We start from the raw sequence: 18713 nt of genomic DNA on the forward strand, positions 1-18713 counted from the left end.
CCAACCCATTCGCTGCACGAGTGTCAAAAAAAGTGCGGCAGCCGGAGAGAGAAGTCCATGACCCAAGGTGTTGAATTCAATCGTCTGATGTTGGACATGCGTGCCATGCAGGCCGAAGCCATGTCCCAGCCCAAGGCTGTCGCCGCGCCTGAACTGGCGCCAGGCCAGAGCAGCTTTGCCGACATGCTTGGCCAGGCCATTGGCAAGGTGCATGAAACGCAGCAGGCCTCCTCCCAGCTGTCCAACGCTTTCGAGATCGGCAAGAGCGGAGTCGACCTGACCGACGTGATGATCGCCTCGCAGAAGGCCTCGGTGTCGTTCCAGGCCCTGACCCAGGTGCGCAACAAGCTGGTACAGGCGTACCAGGACATCATGCAGATGCCGGTATAAGGGCGAGAGTGAGTCATGGCCGAAGCAGTCGTCGATAACGCACCCGCCAAGAGTGGTCCGCCAGCGGCCAAGCCGCCGCTGTTCGGCATGGCGTTCCTGGAAAACATCTCGCAGATGCCCATGCTGCGTCAGGTCGGCCTGCTGGTCGGCCTGGCCGCCAGCGTGGCCATCGGTTTCGCCGTGGTGCTGTGGTCGCAGCAACCGGACTACCGGCCGCTGTACGGCAGCCTGGCGGGCACCGACACCAAGCAGGTGATCGATGCCCTGACCGCCGCCGATATCCCCTATCGCGTGGAGCCGAACTCCGGCGCCCTGTTGGTCAAGGCCGACGACCTCTCCCGTGCGCGCCTGAAACTGGCCTCCGCCGGTGTAGCGCCAAGCGATGGCAACGTCGGCTTCGAGTTGCTCGACAAGGAGCAGGGCCTGGGCACCAGCCAGTTCATGGAAGCCACTCGCTACCGTCGCAGCCTGGAAGGCGAGCTGGCGCGTACCGTGTCGAGCCTGAACAATGTCAAGGCCGCCCGCGTGCACCTGGCGATCCCGAAAAGCTCGGTGTTCGTGCGTGACGAGCGCAAACCCAGCGCCTCGGTGCTGGTCGAGCTGTACCCGGGCCGCGCCCTGGAGGCGGGCCAGGTCATGGCCATCGTCAACCTGGTGGCCACCAGCGTTCCGGAGCTGGACAAGTCCCAGGTGACCGTGGTCGACCAGAAGGGCAACCTGCTTTCCGACCAGTTGCAGGACACCGCCCTGACCATGGCAGGCAAGCAGTTCGACTACAGCCGCCGCATGGAAGGCATGCTCACCCAGCGCGTGCACAATATCCTCCAGCCGGTGCTGGGCAACGACCGCTACAAGGCCGAGGTGTCGACCGACGTCGACTTCAGCGCCGTCGAGTCCACCTCCGAGCAGTTCAATCCCGACCAGCCGGCGCTGCGCAGCGAGCAGTCGGTCAACGAACAGCGTGCCAGCAGCCAGGGCCCGCAAGGTGTGCCGGGTGCCCTGAGCAACCAGCCGCCGGCCGGCGCCTCCGCGCCCGAGAACGCCAAGGCCGCCGCCACGCCGGCCGGTGCCATCCAGCCTGGCCAGCCGCTGGTGGATGCCAACGGCCAGCAGATCATGGACCCGGCCACCGGCCAGCCGATGCTTGCGCCGTACCCGAGCGACAAGCGTCAGCAGAGCACCAAGAACTTCGAGCTGGATCGCTCCATCAGCCACACCCGTCAGCAGCAAGGTCGCCTGACCCGCCTGTCGGTGGCCGTGGTGGTGGACGACCAGGTCAAGCTCGACGCCGCCACCGGCGAAACCACCCGCACTCCGTGGGGTGCCGAGGACCTGGCGCGCTTCACTCGCCTGGTGCAGGACGCAGTGGGCTTCGATGCCAGCCGTGGCGACAGCGTCACCGTGATCAACGTGCCGTTCGCCGCCGACCGTGGCGACGAGCTGGTCGACATTCCGTTCTACTCGCAGCCGTGGTTCTGGGACATCGTCAAGCAAGTGCTGGGCGTGCTGTTCATCCTGGTGCTGGTGTTCGGCGTGCTGCGTCCGGTGCTCAACAACATCACAGGTGGCGGCAAGCAGGCTGCCACGGACAGCGACATGGAGCTGGGCGGCATGATCGGTCTGGATGGCGAACTGGCCAACGACCGCGTCAGCCTGGGTGGCCCGACAAGCATTCTGTTGCCGAGCCCGAGCGAGGGTTACGAGGCACAGCTCAACGCAATCAAGGGCCTGGTGGCCGAAGACCCGGGCCGCGTGGCCCAGGTCGTGAAAGAGTGGATCAACGCCGATGAGTGACAATCGAGCCATTACCGCCAAGCTGAGCCGCGTCGACAAGGCGGCCATCCTCCTGCTCTCGCTCGGCGAGACCGATGCCGCGCAGGTCCTGCGCCACATGGGGCCCAAGGAAGTGCAGCGGGTCGGTGTGGCCATGGCGCAGATGGGCAACGTCCATCGCGAGCAGGTCGAGCAGGTGATGAGCGAGTTCGTCGAGATCGTCGGCGACCAGACCAGCCTGGGTGTCGGTTCCGATGGCTATATCCGCAAGATGCTCAACCAGGCTCTTGGCGAGGACAAGGCCAACGGCCTGATCGACCGTATCCTGCTTGGTGGCAACACCAGCGGCCTGGACAGCCTCAAGTGGATGGAGCCGCGTGCCGTGGCCGACGTCATCCGCTACGAGCACCCGCAGATCCAGGCCATCGTGGTCGCCTACCTCGACCCCGACCAGGCCGGCGAGGTACTGAGCAACTTCGACCACAAGGTGCGCCTGGACATCGTCTTGCGCGTGTCGTCGCTCAACACGGTGCAGCCGGCGGCGCTCAAGGAACTCAACCAGATCCTCGAGAAGCAGTTCTCCGGCAACTCCAATGCCGCGCGCACCACCCTGGGTGGCATCAAGCGCGCCGCCGATATCATGAACTTCCTCGACAGTTCCGTGGAAGGCGCGCTCATGGACTCGATCCGCGAGATCGACAGCGACCTGTCGGAGCAGATCGAAGACTTGATGTTCGTCTTCAACAACCTGGCCGACGTCGACGACCGTGGCATCCAGGCGCTGCTGCGCGAGGTGTCTTCGGACGTGTTGGTGGTGTCGCTCAAGGGCGCCGACGAGCGGGTCAAGGACAAGATCTTCAAGAACATGTCCAAGCGTGCGTCGGAGCTGCTGCGCGACGACCTGGAGGCCAAGGGGCCGGTGCGGGTCAGCGACGTGGAGACGGCGCAGAAGGAAATCCTCACCATCGCCCGTCGCATGGCCGAGGCCGGCGAGATCGTGCTGGGCGGCAAGGGCGCCGAGGAAATGATCTGATCAGCGGGGCGACGCGGTCCCCTGTAGGAGCGGCCTTGTGCCGCGAAAGGGCAAGGCTGCCCCGACAATTTTGCGGTGACATCGAGATCGAGGGGCTGCTTTGCAGCCCTTTCGCGGCACAAGGCCGCTCCTACAGGGGCGCGTTGGTTGCAGATGGCTTTTGAGTACCTGAAAACATGTCCACCACCGAACACCCCAGCGACCTGATCCGTGCCCGCGACCTCGAGGGCGTGGATGTATGGGCGCTGCCCAGCTTCGACCCCGAGCCCGAGCCGCAACCCGAGCCGGAGCCGGAGGTTATCGAGGAAGAAGTCGAAGAGGTGCCGCTGGAGGAAGTCCAGCCGCTGACCCTCGAAGAGCTCGAGGCCATCCGCCAGGAGGCCTACAACGAAGGCTTCGCCACTGGCGAGCGCGAAGGCTTCCACAGCACCCAGCTGAAGGTTCGCCAGGAGGCCGAAGTGGCCCTGGCGGCCAAATTGGCCAGCCTCGAACAGGTCATGAACCATCTGCTCGAGCCCATCGCCGAGCAGGACACCCAGATCGAGAAAGCCCTGGTGCAACTGGTCGCCAGCATGACCCGCCAGGTCATCGGTCGCGAGTTGCGCAGCGATTCGAGCCAGATCACCCACGTCCTGCGTGAGGCGCTGAAACTGCTGCCGATGGGTGCCGACAACATTCGTATCCACCTCAACCCGCAGGATTTCGAGCTGGCCAAGGCCTTGCGCGAGCGTCATGAGGAGAGCTGGAAGCTGCTTGAGGATGAGTCGTTGCTGCCGGGCGGCTGCCGGATCGAGACCGCTCACAGCCGTATCGACGCGACCATGGAGACTCGCATCGAAAAGGCCGTGATGCAGTTGTTCGACCAGTCCCACGATCAGGCCCTGCATCCTGCTGCGCCGGATATATCCGTCGAGCTGGACGTGCCGGCGGGTGAAGCCGATGCGCCTTGACCGGACCAGCTTCGGCAAGCGCCTGGAGGGCTACGCCGACGCGGTGAAGCTGCCCGACCAGCCGATCGTCGAAGGGCGCCTGCTGCGCATGGTCGGTCTCACCCTGGAGGCTGAAGGCCTGCGCGCTGCGGTGGGCAGCCGCTGCCTGGTGATCAACGACGACAGCTACCACCCGGTGCAGGTGGAGGCCGAAGTCATGGGCTTTGCCGGCAGCAAGGTGTTCCTGATGCCGGTCGGCAGTATTGTCGGCCTGGCGCCCGGTGCCCGCGTGGTGCCGCTGGACGACAGCGGCCGCCTGCCCATGGGCATGAGCATGCTTGGCCGGGTGCTCGATGGCGCCGGTCGCGCGCTGGACGGCAAGGGTGGGATGAAGGCCGAGGACTGGGTGCCGATGGACGGCCCGATCATCAACCCGCTCAACCGTGATCCGATCAGCCAACCGCTGGATGTCGGTATCCGCAGTATCAATGGTTTGCTCACTGTCGGCCGCGGCCAACGCCTGGGCCTGTTCGCCGGTACCGGTGTCGGTAAGTCGGTGCTGCTGGGCATGATGACCCGCTTTACCGAGGCCGAGATCATCGTGGTCGGCCTGATCGGCGAGCGGGGTCGGGAAGTGAAGGAATTCATCGAGCATATCCTCGGAGAGGAGGGGCTCAAGCGCTCGGTGGTGGTCGCCTCGCCAGCGGATGACGCGCCCTTGATGCGTCTGCGCGCAGCGATGTATTGCACGCGCATTGCCGAGTATTTCCGCGACAAGGGCAAGAATGTCCTGTTGCTGATGGACTCGCTGACCCGTTTTGCCCAGGCCCAGCGCGAAATTGCCCTGGCCATCGGCGAGCCGCCCGCCACCCGCGGTTATCCGCCGTCGGTGTTCGCCAAGCTGCCCAAACTGGTGGAGCGGGCTGGTAATGGTGAACCGGGCGGTGGCTCGATTACCGCGTTCTACACGGTGCTGTCCGAAGGCGACGACCAGCAGGACCCGATCGCCGATTCGGCGCGGGGCGTGCTCGACGGCCACTTTGTGCTGTCCCGACGCCTGGCCGAGGAAGGGCACTACCCAGCCATCGACATCGAGGCCTCGATCAGCCGGGTCATGCCCCAGGTGGTCGACCCCGATCACCTGCGTCAGGCGCAGAAGTTCAAGCAGCTGTGGTCGCGCCTGTCGCAGAGTCGCGATCTGATCAGCGTCGGCGCCTATGTGGCTGGTGGCGATCCGGAGACGGACCTGGCCATCGCCTTGCAACCCAGGCTGGTGGACTTCCTGCGCCAGGGTCTGGATGAAAACGTCGGCATGGCGCAGAGCCGTGAAGAACTGGCCGCGGTGTTCGCGCCGCCGGCGGGCTGATAGGCCATGGCCCAGCCCAGCCGAGCGGCACGCCTGGTGCCGGTGGTGGACATGGCCGAGGAGGCCGAGCGCAAGGCCGCCCAGCGCCTGGGGCATTTCCAGAGGCTGCTCAGCGATGCCCAGGCCAAGCAGGCCGAGCTCGAGAGTTTTCGCGAGGCCTATCAGCAGCAATGGATCAATCGCGGCAGCCAGGGTGTCGACGGCAACTGGCTGGTCAACTACCAGCGCTTCCTCGGGCAGTTGGAAGCGGCAATGACCCAGCAGCGCCAGAGCATGGCCTGGCACCAGAACAACCTGAACAACGCCCGCAACACCTGGCAGCAGGCCTATGCCCGGGTCGAAGGGCTGCGCAAGCTGGTCCAGCGCTACCTGGACGAAGCGCGCCGGGCTGAGGACAAGCGCGAGCAGAAGCTGCTCGATGAGCTGTCCCAGCGCCTGCCGCGCCAGCACATAACTTATTGATTTAGCAGGGACCTGTGGGAGCAACTGTCTTGCTCAATTTTTAGAGTCTGGCGCGATCCCTGTGGGAGCGGGCTTGCCCGCGAACACGGGCGAAGCCCGTGCCATCCACCACGGTGTCGGCTTCGCGGGCAAACCCGCTCCCACAGGGTGTGTGCTGGCCGGGCAATCGCGGTTCTCTGCGCGACAGCCCTGCACGGGGGCAACCCAGGTCCACCACCTTGCACCTGCCGTCAGCGCCTGCTAAACCTTCAGAAGTCGCATTCGCCATCATCGAAGGAATCGCTCGCATGGCAGTCGAAACTGATTTTTCACAGGATGGGAAAAAGCTGACGATCAAGGTCAAGGGTCGTTTCGATTTCGGCAAGCACCAGGAATTCAGGGATGCCTACGAGCGCCAGCGCCCGCGTCCGGACTCCGTGGTGGTCGACCTGAAGGAGGCCACGTATCTCGACAGCTCGGCGTTGGGCATGTTGCTGCTGCTGCGCGACCATGTCGGTGGCGAGGATTCGGATATCCGTGTGGTCCATGCCAGCCCTGATGTGCGCAAGATCCTGGCGATCTCCAACTTCGAAAAGCTGTTCGACATCAGTTGAGCGTGGCCATGTCCGCCGATCAGCCGTTGACCGTGCTGGTGGCCGAGGACGGCGCCGCGGACAGGCTATTGCTGGCGCAGATCGTCCGGCGCCAGGGGCATGAGGTGGTCACTGCCGAGAACGGCGAGCAGGCGGTGGCGCTGTTTGCCGAGCGGCGGCCGCAACTGGTGCTGCTCGATGCGCTGATGCCGGTGATGGATGGCTTCGAGGCGGCGCGGCGGATCAAGGCGCTGGCCGGCGAGGCGCTGGTGCCGATCATCTTCCTGACCTCCCTTAATGAAGAGGAGGGGCTGGTACGTTGCCTGGAGGCCGGGGGCGACGATTTCATGGCCAAGCCCTACAGCGCCGTCATCCTGGCGGCGAAGATCCGAGCCATGGACCGCTTGCGTCGCCTGCAGGCGACGGTGCTGGAGCAGCGCGACCAGATCGCCCGCCATCACCATCACCTGCTCAACGAGCAGCGGGTGGCCAAGGCGGTGTTCGACAAGGTCGCCCACTCCGGCTGCCTGGGTGCCTCGAACATCCGCTACCTGCAATCGCCCTACGCGCTGTTCAATGGCGATCTGTTGCTGGCGGCGTTTACCCCTTCGGGCGACATGCATGTGCTGCTGGGGGATTTTACCGGCCATGGCCTGCCGGCCGCGGTCGGCGCCATGCCGCTGGCGGAGGTGTTCTATGGCATGACCGCCAAGGGCTACGGCCTGGTCGAAACGCTGCGGGAGATGAACGCCAAGCTCAAGCGCATCCTGCCTGTGGACATGTTCTGTTGTGCGCTGTTGCTCAACCTGAGTTTCCAGCGAGAAACCGTGGAGCTCTGGAACGGTGGCATGCCGGATGGCTATCGGTTGTCGGCGCAAGGCGAGGTGCTCGAGGTGTTGCCTTCGCGTCACCTGCCGCTGGGCATCCTGCCGCCCGAGCAGTTCGACGATACCACCGAGGTGAGGCCGCTTGCGGCGGGGGAGCGACTGTTCCTGCTGTCTGATGGCGTGGTCGACACCGGGGATGCCCGGGAATGCCTGTTCGGCGTCGAGCGTCTGTTGGCGGTGCTGGCGGCTAACCGCGATCCGGTGGTGTTGTTCGACGAGGTCATGCAGGCACTGGCGGGCTTCGGCGGCCAGTCTCGTGACGATATCAGCCTGTGCGATATCCGCATGCTGGCGCCTGAACATGCAGTACCGCAGGCGGTGGTTTACTCCGACAGTGGTCGTTCCAGCCCGTTGGACTGGTCGATGCAGTTCGAGTTGCGGGGCCAGAGCCTGGGGCGCTTCAACCCGGTTCCTTATCTGGTACAGCTGTTGCAGGAAATTCACGGTCTCAGGCCCAGCAGCGGCAAGTTGCACAGTGTGCTGAGCGAGCTGTACTCCAATGCGCTGGAGCATGGTGTGCTGGGGCTGGACTCGGCGCTCAAGCGCGACGCCGAAGGCTTCGCCGAGTACTATCGCCAGCGCGCCGAGCGCCTGGGGCGAGAGGTGCACGGCAGCGTCGGTATTGCCCTGCGGGTGGAACCTCAAGGTGCGGGTGGGCGTCTGATCATCGAGGTCCGCGACAGCGGCGCGGGCTTCGACGTGGAGCGCCTGTCGGCCGCCACGCCAGTGGAACAGGGCTTCAGTGGGCGAGGGGTGGGCCTGGTGCGGCGGTTGGCCGGCAATGCCCAGTGGTTGGAGGGTGGACGCTTGGCGCGCGTGGCGTTTCAATGGTGAGCCGGTTTGCGCGGCTCGGGCCTAATCAGGCTTGATCAAGGAGTGAACAAGTGGCGGACATGCATATTGATCAGAAGGTGCTGAGTGACTTGCGGGAGGTCATGGAAGATGGCTACCTGCAGTTGCTGGAAACCTTCCTGGAAGACTCCGAACGGCGGCTGAAGCAGCTGCTCGAGGCCAAGGATGCCGACGAGCTGGGTCTTGCCGCACACAGTTTCAAGGGCAGCAGCAGCAATATGGGGGCCGTGGGCCTGGCCAAGCTGTGTCAGCAGCTCGAGGAGCGAGTGCGTCAACAACCCTTGTATGGCATCGAGGACCTGATCAACCGCATCGACCAGGAGTACCTGGAGGTCCAGCGCTTCTACCGTGGCGAGCGTCAGCGAATCGCCGCCGAGTAAAGCTGGCGCGAGTTTTGCTTTTCTTCGCACAGATGCACTTTACCAGTTCTGCCGCGGAGACCTTTCAATGCCTGTCGCATCCAATCCATTGTTGCAAGCCGGCCTCGTCAATACGGCGTCGCGCCCGGCTGCCGGAGTGGCGGACAAACCGCTGCAAGCCCCGGCCAGCCAGGGCGGTGGCTTCGACCAGGTCATGGCTCGGCAGGGTCGCGACAATACCCCTTCCCGTGATGTCAAGGTTGCCAAGGATACCGCTGCGGCCAAGCCCAAGGAGCAGGCAGCCCCCGCCAATGGCGGCAAGCCGGCGGATGCCAGCAAGCCAGCGGTTGCCGATGACGGCAAGAACTTGCCTGCGACGGCTGAAGCCAAGCCGGTCGGCGAAACGGACGAGTCGGCTGATAGCAGTAATACTCCCTCCCTCGATGCCAATCTGGTGGCAGGGCAGATCACCGATGCCCAGGCCGGCGCGCAGTTGATCCAGGCCCAGGCCGAAGCGGTCGCGCCGGTTTTGCAGGCGGCGGTGCAGACGCCGCAACCCGCCGTGCCGGCTCCGCCGGTCGGTGAGGAGGTCCTCAAGGACGCAAACTTCGATCCGGAGGCCGACCCATTGGCCGATATGCCGACCTTGCGTCTGGCGTTGGAGCACGAGGCCCAGGCCAAGGGCACGACTTCGGCGCATGCCGCCAGCGCGCGCCCGGAAAATGGCCAGGTACCGGCCGACCCGGCCGCGACTGCCGTCAATACCTTGGCGAATGTGACAGAGAAGGCCGAGTCCGAGGCCGGGCACTCCGAGCGTGGTGACAAGGCGTTCGCCGGGCTGATCGACGATGGCCTCAAGGACATCAAGGAAGCCAGCAGCGACACGCGTGTGGATGACTTCGCCAATCGCCTGGCAAACCTGACGCAAGCGGCGACGCCCAAGACCGCCAACGCCGTGCCGGTAGCGCCGAACCCGCTGCAGCAGCCGCTGGCGATGAACCAGGGGGCCTGGACCGAAGGCCTGGTGAATCGGGTCATGTACCTGTCCAGCCAGAACCTGAAGTCGGCGGATATCCAGCTTGAACCTGCCGAGCTGGGTCGCCTGGACATTCGTGTCAATGTCGCGGCGGATCAATCCACCCAGATTCACTTCGTCAGCGGTCACGCCGGGGTGCGCGATGCCCTCGACAGCCAGGCCTACCGTTTGCGCGAGCTGTTCGCCCAGCAAGGCCTGGCGCAGCCGGATGTCAGCGTGGCCGATCAGTCCCGCGAGCAGCAGCAACAGCAGCAGGCGCAGCAGGGTGGGTCGAACCTGTCCGGCGTCGCGGCGCGTCGCGCCGAGGCGGCCGGGGAGGGCAGCGAACTGGCCGATGCCGCGCATCCCGTCGAGCAGCAGGCGGTGATCGGCAGCAGCATGGTCGACTACTACGCCTGATCTTCCCCCCGGCCTTGGCCATGCCCCGTCGGGCGGGTACTTTCCCGCGACGGGGCTGGTACTTTCCGACGCGGGCAGATTTGGCATAACACTTGCTCAAGCCACGTCATCCTTCCTTGAAACCCCGATGGACGACGGATTATTGGCATGGCGAAGAGTGACGCAGTGAAAGACCCCGCCACTAAAGGCAAACTCAAGTTGATCCTGCTGCTGGTGCTGGCCCTGCTCCTGGCGGTCGGCCTGTCGGTAGGCGCTACCTGGTTCTTCATGCACAAGAGCGAGTCGGCGCCAGCGCCTGACGCCGCGCAGAGCAATGTCAAGCTGTCGGCGATCTACGAGCCGCTGGCACCGGCCTTCGTGGTCAACTTCAACCAGAATGGCCGCCAGCGCTACATGCAGGTGAGCATCACCATGCAGGGGCGCAGCCAGGCCGATCTTGAAGCGCTCAAGGTGCACATGCCGGTGATCCGCAACAACCTGGTGATGATGTTCTCCGGCCAGGGCTTCGACACCCTTGCCGCCAGCCCCGTCGGGCAGGAGATGCTGCGCCAGAAGGCCACCGCGGTGGTGCAGGAAGTGGCGCAGAAGGAAGTCGGCAGGCCGGTCGTCGACCAGCTGCTGTTCACCAATTTCGTATTGCAGTAGGAGCACATAGATGGCCGTGCAGGACCTGCTGTCCCAGGATGAGATCGACGCCCTGCTGCATGGGGTGGACGATGGGCTGGTACAAACCGAGAGCGCTGGCGAGCCCGGCAGCATCAAGAGCTACGACCTGACCAGTCAGGACCGTATCGTGCGGGGTCGCATGCCGACCCTGGAAATGATCAACGAGCGTTTCGCCCGTTATACCCGTATCAGCATGTTCAACCTGCTGCGTCGCTCCGCCGACGTGGCGGTGGGCGGCGTGCAGGTGATGAAGTTCGGCGAGTACGTGCACTCGCTTTACGTACCCACCAGCCTCAACCTGGTCAAGATCAAGCCGTTGCGCGGTACCGCGCTGTTCATCCTCGACGCCAAGCTGGTGTTCAAGCTGGTGGACAACTTCTTCGGTGGCGACGGCCGTCACGCCAAGATCGAGGGTCGCGAGTTCACCCCGACCGAGCTGCGCGTGGTGCGCATGGTCCTGGACCAGTGCTTCGTCGACCTCAAGGAAGCCTGGCAAGCGATCATGCCGGTCAACTTCGAGTACATCAACTCCGAGGTCAACCCGGCCATGGCCAACATCGTCGGCCCCAGCGAGGCGGTGGTGGTCTCGACCTTCCACATCGAACTCGATGGCGGTGGCGGCGACCTGCACGTGACCATGCCCTATTCGATGATCGAGCCGGTGCGCGAAATGCTCGACGCCGGGTTCCAGTCCGACCTGGACGACCAGGATGAGCGCTGGGTCAAGGCCCTGCGCGAAGACGTACTGGACGTCAACGTGCCGGTGTCGGCCACGGTCGCCCGTCGCCAGCTGAAGCTGCGCGACATCCTGCACATGCAGCCGGGTGACGTGATTCCGGTGGAACTGCCGGAGCACCTGGTGCTGCGCGCCAATGGCGTGCCGTCGTTCAAGGCGCGGCTGGGTTCGCACAAGGGCACCCTGTCGCTGCAGATCATCGATCCGATCGAACGCCGCTGACGGCGTGCCGGTCGCTCCAACGTATTGAATGCCTGTCGAGGAAATCATGGCTAACGAAAACGAGATCAACTCTCCCGAGGAACAGGCCCTGGCCGATGAGTGGGCTGCCGCCCTGGAAGAGACCGGTGATGCCGGTCAGTCCGACATCGACGCGCTGCTGGCAGCCGACGCCGCTTCGGCCGGCGCCGGCCGCCTGCCAATGGAAGAGTTCGCCAGCTCGCCCAAGCCCAACGAGCATGTCAGCCTCGAAGGCCCCAACCTGGACGTGATCCTGGATATCCCGGTGAGCATCTCCATGGAAGTGGGCAGCACCGAAATCAGCATCCGCAACCTGCTGCAGCTCAACCAGGGCTCGGTGATCGAGCTCGACCGCCTGGCCGGCGAGCCGCTGGACGTACTGGTCAACGGCACGCTGATCGCCCATGGCGAGGTGGTGGTGGTCAACGAGAAGTTCGGCATCCGCCTGACTGACGTGATCAGCCCCAGCGAACGTATCAAGAAGCTGCGCTGAGTGAAGGGCATGCTGCGGAGCGTCACGGCCTTCGGTGCGTTGCTGGTCAGCGAGGTGGTGATCGCCGCCGCCGAGCCTGCTGCTGCCTCGACGGCGACGCCCGGTGGAATGGGCGCGCAATTGGCGCAAACGGTGATCGGCCTGCTGCTGGTGGTGGGGCTGATCTTCTTCCTGGCCTGGCTGCTGCGACGCATGCAGGGCAGCGCGCAGCAGGGCGCCCAGGTGATCGAGGTCATCGGCACCCGGGCCATCGGTCCGCGTGATCGGCTGCTGCTGGTGCAGGTTGGCAAGGAGCAGATCCTGATCGGCCATACCCCCGGCAGCATCGAGGCCCTGCACGTGCTGGCCGAACCCGTGGATGTGCCCGCCTCGGCGCGCCAGGCCACGCCGGAATTCGCCCAGCGGCTGCTCGAGCTGATGGGCAAGGACCAGAAGGACAAGAAGTGATGAGCGGCGCAGTGCGCTTTCTGTTGACCCTGGCGCTGCTGCTGGCCGCGCCGCTGGCCCTGGCCGCCGATCCGTTGTCGATTCCGGCCATCACCCTGTCCAGTGGGGCGGACGGGCAGCAGGAGTATTCGGTAAGCCTGCAGATCCTGCTGATCATGACGGCGCTGAGCTTTATCCCGGCGTTCGTCATCCTGATGACCAGCTTTACCCGCATTATCATCGTTTTCTCGATCCTGCGTCAGGCCCTGGGTCTGCAGCAGACTCCTTCGAACCAGTTGCTTACCGGCATGGCGCTGTTCCTGACCATGTTCATCATGGCGCCAGTGTTCGATCGGGTGAACAAGGACGCCTTGCAGCCCTACCTGGCCGAGCAGATGACCGCCCAGCAAGCGATCGACAAGGCCCAGGTACCGTTGAAGGACTTCATGCTGGCACAGACCCGGCAGAGCGATCTCGACCTGTTCATGCGCCTGTCCAAACGCACCGACATCGCCGGGCCCGACCAGGTGCCGCTGACGATCCTGGTGCCGGCGTTCGTCACCTCCGAGCTCAAGACTGCATTCCAGATCGGCTTCATGATCTTCATCCCGTTCCTGATCATCGACATGGTGGTCGCCAGCGTGCTGATGGCCATGGGTATGATGATGCTGTCGCCGCTGATCATCTCGCTGCCGTTCAAGATCATGCTGTTCGTCCTGGTCGATGGCTGGGCGCTGATCATGGGCACCCTGGCCGGAAGTTTCGGCGGTGTCTGACGCCGTCAAGGAGAGCCTCGCATGACACCTGAAGTCGCCATCGACCTGTTTCGCGAAGCGTTGTGGATGACCACCATGATGGTCGCCATCCTGGTGGTGCCGAGCCTGCTGGTGGGCCTTGTGGTGGCCATGTTCCAGGCGGCGACGCAGATCAACGAACAGACCCTGAGCTTTCTCCCGCGCCTGCTGGTGATGCTGGTCACGTTGATCGTCGTCGGTCCGTGGCTGACGCAGAAGTTCATGGAGTACTTCATCGGCCTCTACACCAGCATTCCGCAGCTGGTCGGTTGACGCCACGATGCTGGAATTGACCGACACGCAGATCGGCACCTGGGTCGCCACCTTCATCCTGCCGTTGTTCCGGGTGACCGCCTTGCTGATGACGATGCCGATCATCGGCACCAAGATGCTGTCGGCCCGGATACGATTGTACGTTGCCGTTGCCATCACCGTGGTGATCGTGCCGGCCCTGCCACCGCTGCCTGAAATCGACCCGTTGAGCCTGCGTGGCGTGCTGTTGTGCGCCGAGCAGGTGATTGTCGGGGCATTGTTCGGTTTTTCCCTGCAGTTGCTGTTCCAGGCCTTCGTGGTCGCAGGGCAGATCGTCGCGGTGCAGATGGGCATGGCCTTCGCCTCCATGGTCGATCCGGCCAACGGCGTCAACGTCGCGGTTATCGGTCAGTTCATGACCATGCTGGTGAGCATGCTGTTCCTGCTGATGAATGGCCACCTGGTCGCGTTCGAGATACTCACCGAGAGCTTCACCACGTTGCCGGTGGGGCACGCGCTGGTGGTCGATCATTTCTGGGAAATGGCCGGGCGCATGAGCTGGGTGCTGGGGGCCGGGTTGTTGCTGATCCTGCCGGCTATCGCCTCGCTGCTGGTGGTCAACATCGCCTTTGGCGTGATGACCCGCGCCGCCCCGCAGTTGAATATCTTCTCCATTGGTTTCCCGCTTACGCTGGTGCTGGGCATGGTGATCTTCTGGATCGGCCTGGCCGATATCCTTTCACACTACCAGGCACTGGCCAGCGAAGCGCTGCAGTGGCTGCGTGAGCTGGCACGGGCGCGCTGAGCATGGCTGAAAGCGAAAGCGGTCAGGACAAGACAGAGGAACCCACCGACAAGCGCAAGCGCGACGCGCGGGAAAAAGGTGAGATCGCCCGCTCCAAGGAATTGAACACGGTGGCGGTGACCCTGGCTGGCGCCGGGGGACTGCTGGCCTTTGGTGGGCACCTGGCTGAAGAATTGATGGCGCTGATGCGCATGAACTTCAGCCTTACCCGCGAGGTGGTGGTGGACGAGGGGAGCATGGCGGCGTTCCTGCTGGCCTCGGGCAAGATGGCCATCTGGGCGGCGCAGCCGGTGCTGATCCTGCTGTTCGTGATCGCGTTCGTCGGCCCGATCGCGTTGGGCGGCTTCCTGTTTTCCGGAAGCCTGCTGCAGCCCAAGTTCAGTCGCATGAACCCTTTGTCGGGGATCAAGCGCATGTTTTCGATGAATGCGCTGACCGAGCTGCTCAAGGCACTGGCCAAATTCTTCGTGATCCTGATCGTGGCACTGGTGGTGTTGGCCGGGGATCGCCAGGCACTGCAGGCGATTGCCAACGAACCGCTCGAGCAGGCGATCATCCATTCGGTTCAGGTGGTGGGTTGGAGCGCGTTGTGGATGGCGGCTGGGTTGTTGCTCATCGCTGCGGCCGATGTGCCGTTCCAGCTGTGGCAGACCCACAAGAAAATGAAGATGACCAAGCAGGAAGTGAAGGACGAGTACAAGGACAGCGAGGGCAAGCCTGAGGTCAAGCAGCGTATTCGCCAGCTGCAGCGCGAGGCGTCGCAGCGCCGGATGATGGCGGCGGTGCCGGATGCTGATGTGATAATTACCAACCCGACCCACTATGCCGTGGCCTTGCAGTACGACCCCGAGAAGGGCGGCTCGGCGCCGCTGCTGGTGGCCAAGGGTACCGATTTTGTCGCCTTGAAGATGCGGGAGATCGGGGTCGAGCATAACGTGCAGATACTTGAGTCGCCGGCCCTGGCGCGGGCGATCTATTACTCTACCGAGATGGAGCAGGAGATTCCGGCGGGGTTGTACCTGGCGGTGGCGCAGGTGTTGGCCTATGTGTTCCAGATTCGGCAGTATCGGGCGGGCAAGGGGAAGGCGCCAGAGCCTTTGAAAGAGGATTTGCCGATTCCTGATGATTTGCGGCGGGATAGTTGAGTTTGGTTGTTTGCTGTGGTTGTGGTTGTGTTGAAAGTTGTATGTGCATTCATTTGTGATGTCGACGCTTATTCACCTTTCCGCCCTTACGGCGGGTAACTTTTTGAAGGATCAAAAAGTCACCAAAAAATCCTCGCTCCATTCATCCGGCCCCTGCGCTTCGCTCCGGGGTCCCCTCACTCCGGCCTTGCTCCCGGGAGGACCGCGCTGCAGGGCCCATCCTGGGCCCCAGCGCTTGACGGGCATCCATGCCCGTCACCTCCCTCCGCAAGACCTCCGTTCGGCCTCCTGAAGTCGCGAAGTTACGAGCGGCGCCTGGACTGGCGCAGCTGTCGCTAGTTGAAGCTTAATTAAGCTCTCGATTACATCGCGGGGCAAGCCCGCTCCCACGCAATAGTCGTCGTTATGTAGATCCCTGTAGGAGCGGGCTTGCCCCGCGAAAGGGCCGGAACAGCCAATACATAATTAACCGTCAAATAACCAACTTCGAATTTCTTGCTCTTGCTCTTGCTCTTGCTCTTGCTCTTGCTCTTGCTCTTGATTCTAAACGCGCGATAGTTCAGGCGCCACCAATTGCGACTTCAGGAGGCCGAGCGGAATTCTTGCGTAGTGGGGCGACGGCCATGGATGGCCGTCGAGCGCTGCGGCCCAGGATGGGCCGTACAGCGCGGTACCCACGGGAGCAAGAACGGAGCGAGGGGACCCCGGAGCGAAGCGTAGGGGCCGGATGAATGGAGCCAGCGGTTTTTGCCTACTTTTGCCCAAGAGCAAAAGTAGGTCGCCGTAAAGGCGAAAAGGTGCCTATGCGTCACCATCGCCAATGAATGCGCATAAAAATATCAAAACAGTAATCCCCCGAAGCCCCCGAAAACCCCCACCCCCAGAAAAGTTGGAAAGCTTCTTGCAAAGGCAGCGCCAGCCGCCACACAGGCGTCAAAGTTTTGCTTGAAGAGGAATCGCGGTGGATCGCACTCAGTTAATCAGCAACGCCCGCAACAACCTGGCCGGTCTCGGCCGGGGCAACCTCGGCGTGCCGCTGCTCCTGCTGGTGATGCTGGCAATGATGATGTTGCCGATCCCGCCGTTCCTGCTCGACGTGTTCTTCACCTTCAACATCGCCCTGTCGATCGTGGTCCTGCTGGTCTGCGTCTACGCCCTGCGTCCCCTGGACTTCGCCGCGTTTCCCACCATCCTGCTGGTGGCAACGCTGCTGCGCCTGGCGCTGAACGTCGCCTCCACCCGCGTGGTCATGCTCCATGGCCAGGAGGGCCATGGCGCCGCGGGCAAGGTGATCCAGGCCTTCGGTGAAGTGGTGATCGGCGGCAACTACGTCGTCGGTGCGGTGGTGTTCGCCATCCTCATGATCATCAACTTCGTCGTGGTGACCAAGGGCGCCGGGCGTATCTCCGAGGTGAGCGCGCGCTTCACCCTCGACGCCATGCCCGGCAAGCAGATGGCCATCGACGCCGACCTCAACGCCGGCCTGATCGACCAGGCCCAGGCCAAGTCGCGCCGCGCCGAGGTCGCCCAGGAAGCCGAGTTCTACGGCTCCATGGACGGTGCCAGCAAGTTCGTCCGCGGTGACGCCATCGCCGGCCTGCTGATCCTGTTCATCAACCTCATCGGTGGCATGCTGATCGGCATGCTGCAGCACGGCATGACCTTCGGCGACGCCGGCAAGGTCTACGCCCTGCTGACCATCGGTGACGGATTGGTGGCGCAATTGCCATCGCTGCTGCTGTCCACCGCCGCTGCGATTATGGTTACCCGGGCCTCGGGGTCCGAGGACATGGGCAAGCTGATCAACCGGCAGATGTTCGATTCGCCCAAGGCCCTGGCGGTCTCCGGTGCGTTGATGATCGTCATGGGCCTGGTGCCCGGCATGCCGCACATCGCCTTCCTCGGCCTGGGCGGGTTGGCCTGTGGTGGCGCCTACCTGGTGTGGAAGAAGCAGCAGAAGGCCAAGGTCGTGGCTGAGCAGGAGGCCCAGCGCCAGCAGGACCTGCTGCCGTCGCCGCAGCGCGCCATGGACACCAAGGAGCTGGGCTGGGACGACGTCACGCCCATCGACATGATCGGCCTGGAGGTCGGCTATCGCCTGATTCCGCTGGTGGACCGCAACCAGGGTGGCCAGTTGCTGGCGCGGATCAAGGGCGTGCGCAAGAAGCTCTCCCAGGACCTGGGCTTCCTCATGCCGACCGTGCACATTCGCGACAACCTCGACCTGCAGCCCAGCGCCTACCGCCTGACGCTGATGGGGGTGATCCTGGCCGAGGCCGAGATCTACCCGGATCGGGAGCTGGCGATCAACCCGGGCCAGGTGTTCGGCTCGGTCAATGGTATCGCCTCGCGGGATCCGGCCTTCGGCCTGGAAGCCGTGTGGATCGATGTCGGCCAGCGCGCCCAGGCGCAATCGCTGGGCTATACGGTGGTGGACGCCAGCACCGTGGTCGCCACCCACCTCAACCAGATCCTGCAGAAGCACTGCCATGAGCTGATCGGGCACGAGGAGGTGGTGCAATTGCTGCAGGTGCTGGCCAAGGTCTCGCCGAAGCTGGCCGAGGAGGTGGTGCCGGGTGTCATTTCCTTGTCGGGTCTGCTCAAGGTCCTGCAGGCGCTGCTCGCCGAGCAGGTACCAGTGCGTGACATCCGCAGCATTGCCGAAGCCATCGCCAACAACGCGGCGAAGAGTCAAGATACCGCCGCGCTGGTGGCGCTGGTGCGCGTCGGTTTGTCCCGCGCCATCGTGCAAAGCATTGTCGGCGTTGAGTCCGAGCTGCCTGTGATTACCTTGGAGCCAAGGTTGGAACAGATCTTGCTCAATAGTTTGCAAAGGGCCGGGCAGGGTCAGGAAGATGGTGTTCTTCTTGAGCCGAGCATGGCCGAGAAGCTTCAGCGTTCGCTGATCGAGGCGGCCCAGCGTCAGGAAATGCAGGGTCAGCCGGCCATCCTCCTGGTCGCCGGCCCGATCCGCGCCATGCTGTCGCGCTTCGGTCGCCTGGCTGTACCGAATTTGCATGTTTTGGCGTATCAGGAAATACCTGACAACAAGCAAGTCACCATTGTTGCCACCGTGGGCCCCAACGGCTGAGGTAGTG

General features: G+C 63.8%; 19 protein-coding genes. All 19 read left to right on the forward strand.

All coding sequences use genetic code 11. The features are described 5' to 3' along the window. Nucleotides 1-57: 57 nt before the first annotated feature. The 19 genes from fliE to flhA all read left to right on the forward strand — a co-directional run bounded on the left by fliE (nt 58) and on the right by flhA (nt 18706). Entirely contained in the window at nt 58-390 is a 333-nt protein-coding gene (fliE, locus tag POF53_RS11760; protein WP_050706674.1) for a flagellar hook-basal body complex protein FliE, read from the forward strand. Nucleotides 391-405: 15 nt separating this feature from the next. After that, the gene (fliF, locus tag POF53_RS11765; protein WP_050706673.1) at nt 406-2184 is read left to right on the forward strand and encodes a flagellar basal-body MS-ring/collar protein FliF; all 1779 of its coding nucleotides are present in this window, start codon (nt 406-408) and stop codon (nt 2182-2184) included. Further along, nucleotides 2177-3196, forward strand: coding sequence for a flagellar motor switch protein FliG (fliG, locus tag POF53_RS11770; RefSeq protein ID WP_023631000.1), 1020 nt, complete (start codon nt 2177-2179; stop codon nt 3194-3196). Before fliF ends, fliG begins: the two co-directional genes overlap by 8 nt. A gap of 176 nt (nt 3197-3372) precedes the next feature. After that, nucleotides 3373-4146, forward strand: coding sequence for a flagellar assembly protein FliH (gene fliH, locus POF53_RS11775; protein ID WP_203651645.1), 774 nt, complete (start codon nt 3373-3375; stop codon nt 4144-4146). Then, on the forward strand, nt 4136-5491 hold the full coding sequence (gene fliI, locus POF53_RS11780) for a flagellar protein export ATPase FliI (protein ID WP_203651647.1): 1356 nt from the start codon (nt 4136-4138) through the stop codon (nt 5489-5491). Before fliH ends, fliI begins: the two co-directional genes overlap by 11 nt. A 6-nt stretch (nt 5492-5497) precedes the next feature. Continuing rightward, on the forward strand, nt 5498-5953 hold the full coding sequence (fliJ, locus tag POF53_RS11785; protein ID WP_232856531.1) for a flagellar export protein FliJ: 456 nt from the start codon (nt 5498-5500) through the stop codon (nt 5951-5953). Nucleotides 5954-6240: 287 nt separating this feature from the next. Continuing rightward, a complete protein-coding gene (locus tag POF53_RS11790) occupies nt 6241-6546 on the forward strand; it encodes an STAS domain-containing protein (RefSeq protein WP_232856532.1) in 306 nt (101 codons plus the stop codon). 8 nt (nt 6547-6554) lie between these two features. Then, nucleotides 6555-8246, forward strand: a complete 1692-nt coding sequence (locus POF53_RS11795) for a SpoIIE family protein phosphatase (protein ID WP_475859169.1) — start codon at nt 6555-6557, stop codon at nt 8244-8246. Between the two features lie 59 nt (nt 8247-8305). Then, nucleotides 8306-8644, forward strand: a complete 339-nt coding sequence (locus POF53_RS11800) for an Hpt domain-containing protein (protein WP_302328640.1) — start codon at nt 8306-8308, stop codon at nt 8642-8644. 67 nt (nt 8645-8711) lie between these two features. Further along, nucleotides 8712-10058, forward strand: coding sequence for a flagellar hook-length control protein FliK (locus POF53_RS11805; protein WP_498967812.1), 1347 nt, complete (start codon nt 8712-8714; stop codon nt 10056-10058). A 147-nt stretch (nt 10059-10205) separates the two neighbouring features. Then, a complete protein-coding gene (gene fliL, locus POF53_RS11810; protein ID WP_498967814.1) occupies nt 10206-10703 on the forward strand; it encodes a flagellar basal body-associated protein FliL in 498 nt (165 codons plus the stop codon). 10 nt (nt 10704-10713) lie between these two features. Next, nucleotides 10714-11682 (forward strand): flagellar motor switch protein FliM, encoded by a 969-nt coding sequence (gene fliM / locus POF53_RS11815; RefSeq protein WP_050706665.1) that lies wholly within the window; start codon nt 10714-10716, stop codon nt 11680-11682. Nucleotides 11683-11728: 46 nt separating this feature from the next. Continuing rightward, entirely contained in the window at nt 11729-12193 is a 465-nt protein-coding gene (fliN, locus tag POF53_RS11820; protein ID WP_050706705.1) for a flagellar motor switch protein FliN, read from the forward strand. A gap of 9 nt (nt 12194-12202) precedes the next feature. Beyond that, complete coding sequence (gene fliO, locus POF53_RS11825; protein ID WP_267967042.1) at nt 12203-12640, forward strand: flagellar biosynthetic protein FliO; 438 nt, start codon at nt 12203-12205, stop codon at nt 12638-12640. Then, nucleotides 12640-13395 (forward strand): flagellar type III secretion system pore protein FliP, encoded by a 756-nt coding sequence (gene fliP / locus POF53_RS11830; RefSeq protein ID WP_186714830.1) that lies wholly within the window; start codon nt 12640-12642, stop codon nt 13393-13395. Before fliO ends, fliP begins: the two co-directional genes overlap by 1 nt. Nucleotides 13396-13416: 21 nt before the next feature. Then, the gene (gene fliQ, locus POF53_RS11835) at nt 13417-13686 is read left to right on the forward strand and encodes a flagellar biosynthesis protein FliQ (RefSeq protein WP_050706662.1); all 270 of its coding nucleotides are present in this window, start codon (nt 13417-13419) and stop codon (nt 13684-13686) included. Nucleotides 13687-13693: 7 nt separating this feature from the next. Next, nucleotides 13694-14470 (forward strand): flagellar biosynthetic protein FliR, encoded by a 777-nt coding sequence (fliR, locus tag POF53_RS11840; RefSeq protein ID WP_198742974.1) that lies wholly within the window; start codon nt 13694-13696, stop codon nt 14468-14470. A gap of 2 nt (nt 14471-14472) precedes the next feature. Continuing rightward, nucleotides 14473-15615, forward strand: coding sequence for a flagellar biosynthesis protein FlhB (gene flhB, locus POF53_RS11845; protein WP_232856537.1), 1143 nt, complete (start codon nt 14473-14475; stop codon nt 15613-15615). Nucleotides 15616-16576: 961 nt separating this feature from the next. Beyond that, a complete protein-coding gene (flhA, locus tag POF53_RS11850) occupies nt 16577-18706 on the forward strand; it encodes a flagellar biosynthesis protein FlhA (RefSeq protein WP_203651662.1) in 2130 nt (709 codons plus the stop codon). Nucleotides 18707-18713: the final 7 nt, after the last annotated feature.

The sequence above is a fragment of the Mitsuaria sp. RG genome (assembly GCF_028369275.1).
Taxonomy (GTDB): Bacteria; Pseudomonadota; Gammaproteobacteria; order Pseudomonadales; family Pseudomonadaceae; genus Aquipseudomonas; species Aquipseudomonas peradeniyensis.

Excerpts from the sequence above, each read along its gene's own strand:
- fliE (WP_050706674.1), top strand. The coding sequence starts at position 58 with ATGACCCAAGGTGTTGAATTCAATCGTCTGATGTTGGACATGCGTGCC.
- fliF (WP_050706673.1), top strand. The coding sequence starts at position 406 with ATGGCCGAAGCAGTCGTCGATAACGCACCCGCCAAGAGTGGTCCGCCA.
- fliG (WP_023631000.1), top strand. The coding sequence starts at position 2,177 with ATGAGTGACAATCGAGCCATTACCGCCAAGCTGAGCCGCGTCGACAAG.
- fliH (WP_203651645.1), top strand. The coding sequence starts at position 3,373 with ATGTCCACCACCGAACACCCCAGCGACCTGATCCGTGCCCGCGACCTC.
- fliI (WP_203651647.1), top strand. The coding sequence starts at position 4,136 with ATGCGCCTTGACCGGACCAGCTTCGGCAAGCGCCTGGAGGGCTACGCC.
- fliJ (WP_232856531.1), top strand. The coding sequence starts at position 5,498 with ATGGCCCAGCCCAGCCGAGCGGCACGCCTGGTGCCGGTGGTGGACATG.
- POF53_RS11790 (WP_232856532.1), top strand. The coding sequence starts at position 6,241 with ATGGCAGTCGAAACTGATTTTTCACAGGATGGGAAAAAGCTGACGATC.
- POF53_RS11795 (WP_475859169.1), top strand. The coding sequence starts at position 6,555 with ATGTCCGCCGATCAGCCGTTGACCGTGCTGGTGGCCGAGGACGGCGCC.
- POF53_RS11800 (WP_302328640.1), top strand. The coding sequence starts at position 8,306 with ATGCATATTGATCAGAAGGTGCTGAGTGACTTGCGGGAGGTCATGGAA.
- POF53_RS11805 (WP_498967812.1), top strand. The coding sequence starts at position 8,712 with ATGCCTGTCGCATCCAATCCATTGTTGCAAGCCGGCCTCGTCAATACG.
- fliL (WP_498967814.1), top strand. The coding sequence starts at position 10,206 with ATGGCGAAGAGTGACGCAGTGAAAGACCCCGCCACTAAAGGCAAACTC.
- fliM (WP_050706665.1), top strand. The coding sequence starts at position 10,714 with ATGGCCGTGCAGGACCTGCTGTCCCAGGATGAGATCGACGCCCTGCTG.
- fliN (WP_050706705.1), top strand. The coding sequence starts at position 11,729 with ATGGCTAACGAAAACGAGATCAACTCTCCCGAGGAACAGGCCCTGGCC.
- fliO (WP_267967042.1), top strand. The coding sequence starts at position 12,203 with ATGCTGCGGAGCGTCACGGCCTTCGGTGCGTTGCTGGTCAGCGAGGTG.
- fliP (WP_186714830.1), top strand. The coding sequence starts at position 12,640 with ATGAGCGGCGCAGTGCGCTTTCTGTTGACCCTGGCGCTGCTGCTGGCC.
- fliQ (WP_050706662.1), top strand. The coding sequence starts at position 13,417 with ATGACACCTGAAGTCGCCATCGACCTGTTTCGCGAAGCGTTGTGGATG.
- fliR (WP_198742974.1), top strand. The coding sequence starts at position 13,694 with ATGCTGGAATTGACCGACACGCAGATCGGCACCTGGGTCGCCACCTTC.
- flhB (WP_232856537.1), top strand. The coding sequence starts at position 14,473 with ATGGCTGAAAGCGAAAGCGGTCAGGACAAGACAGAGGAACCCACCGAC.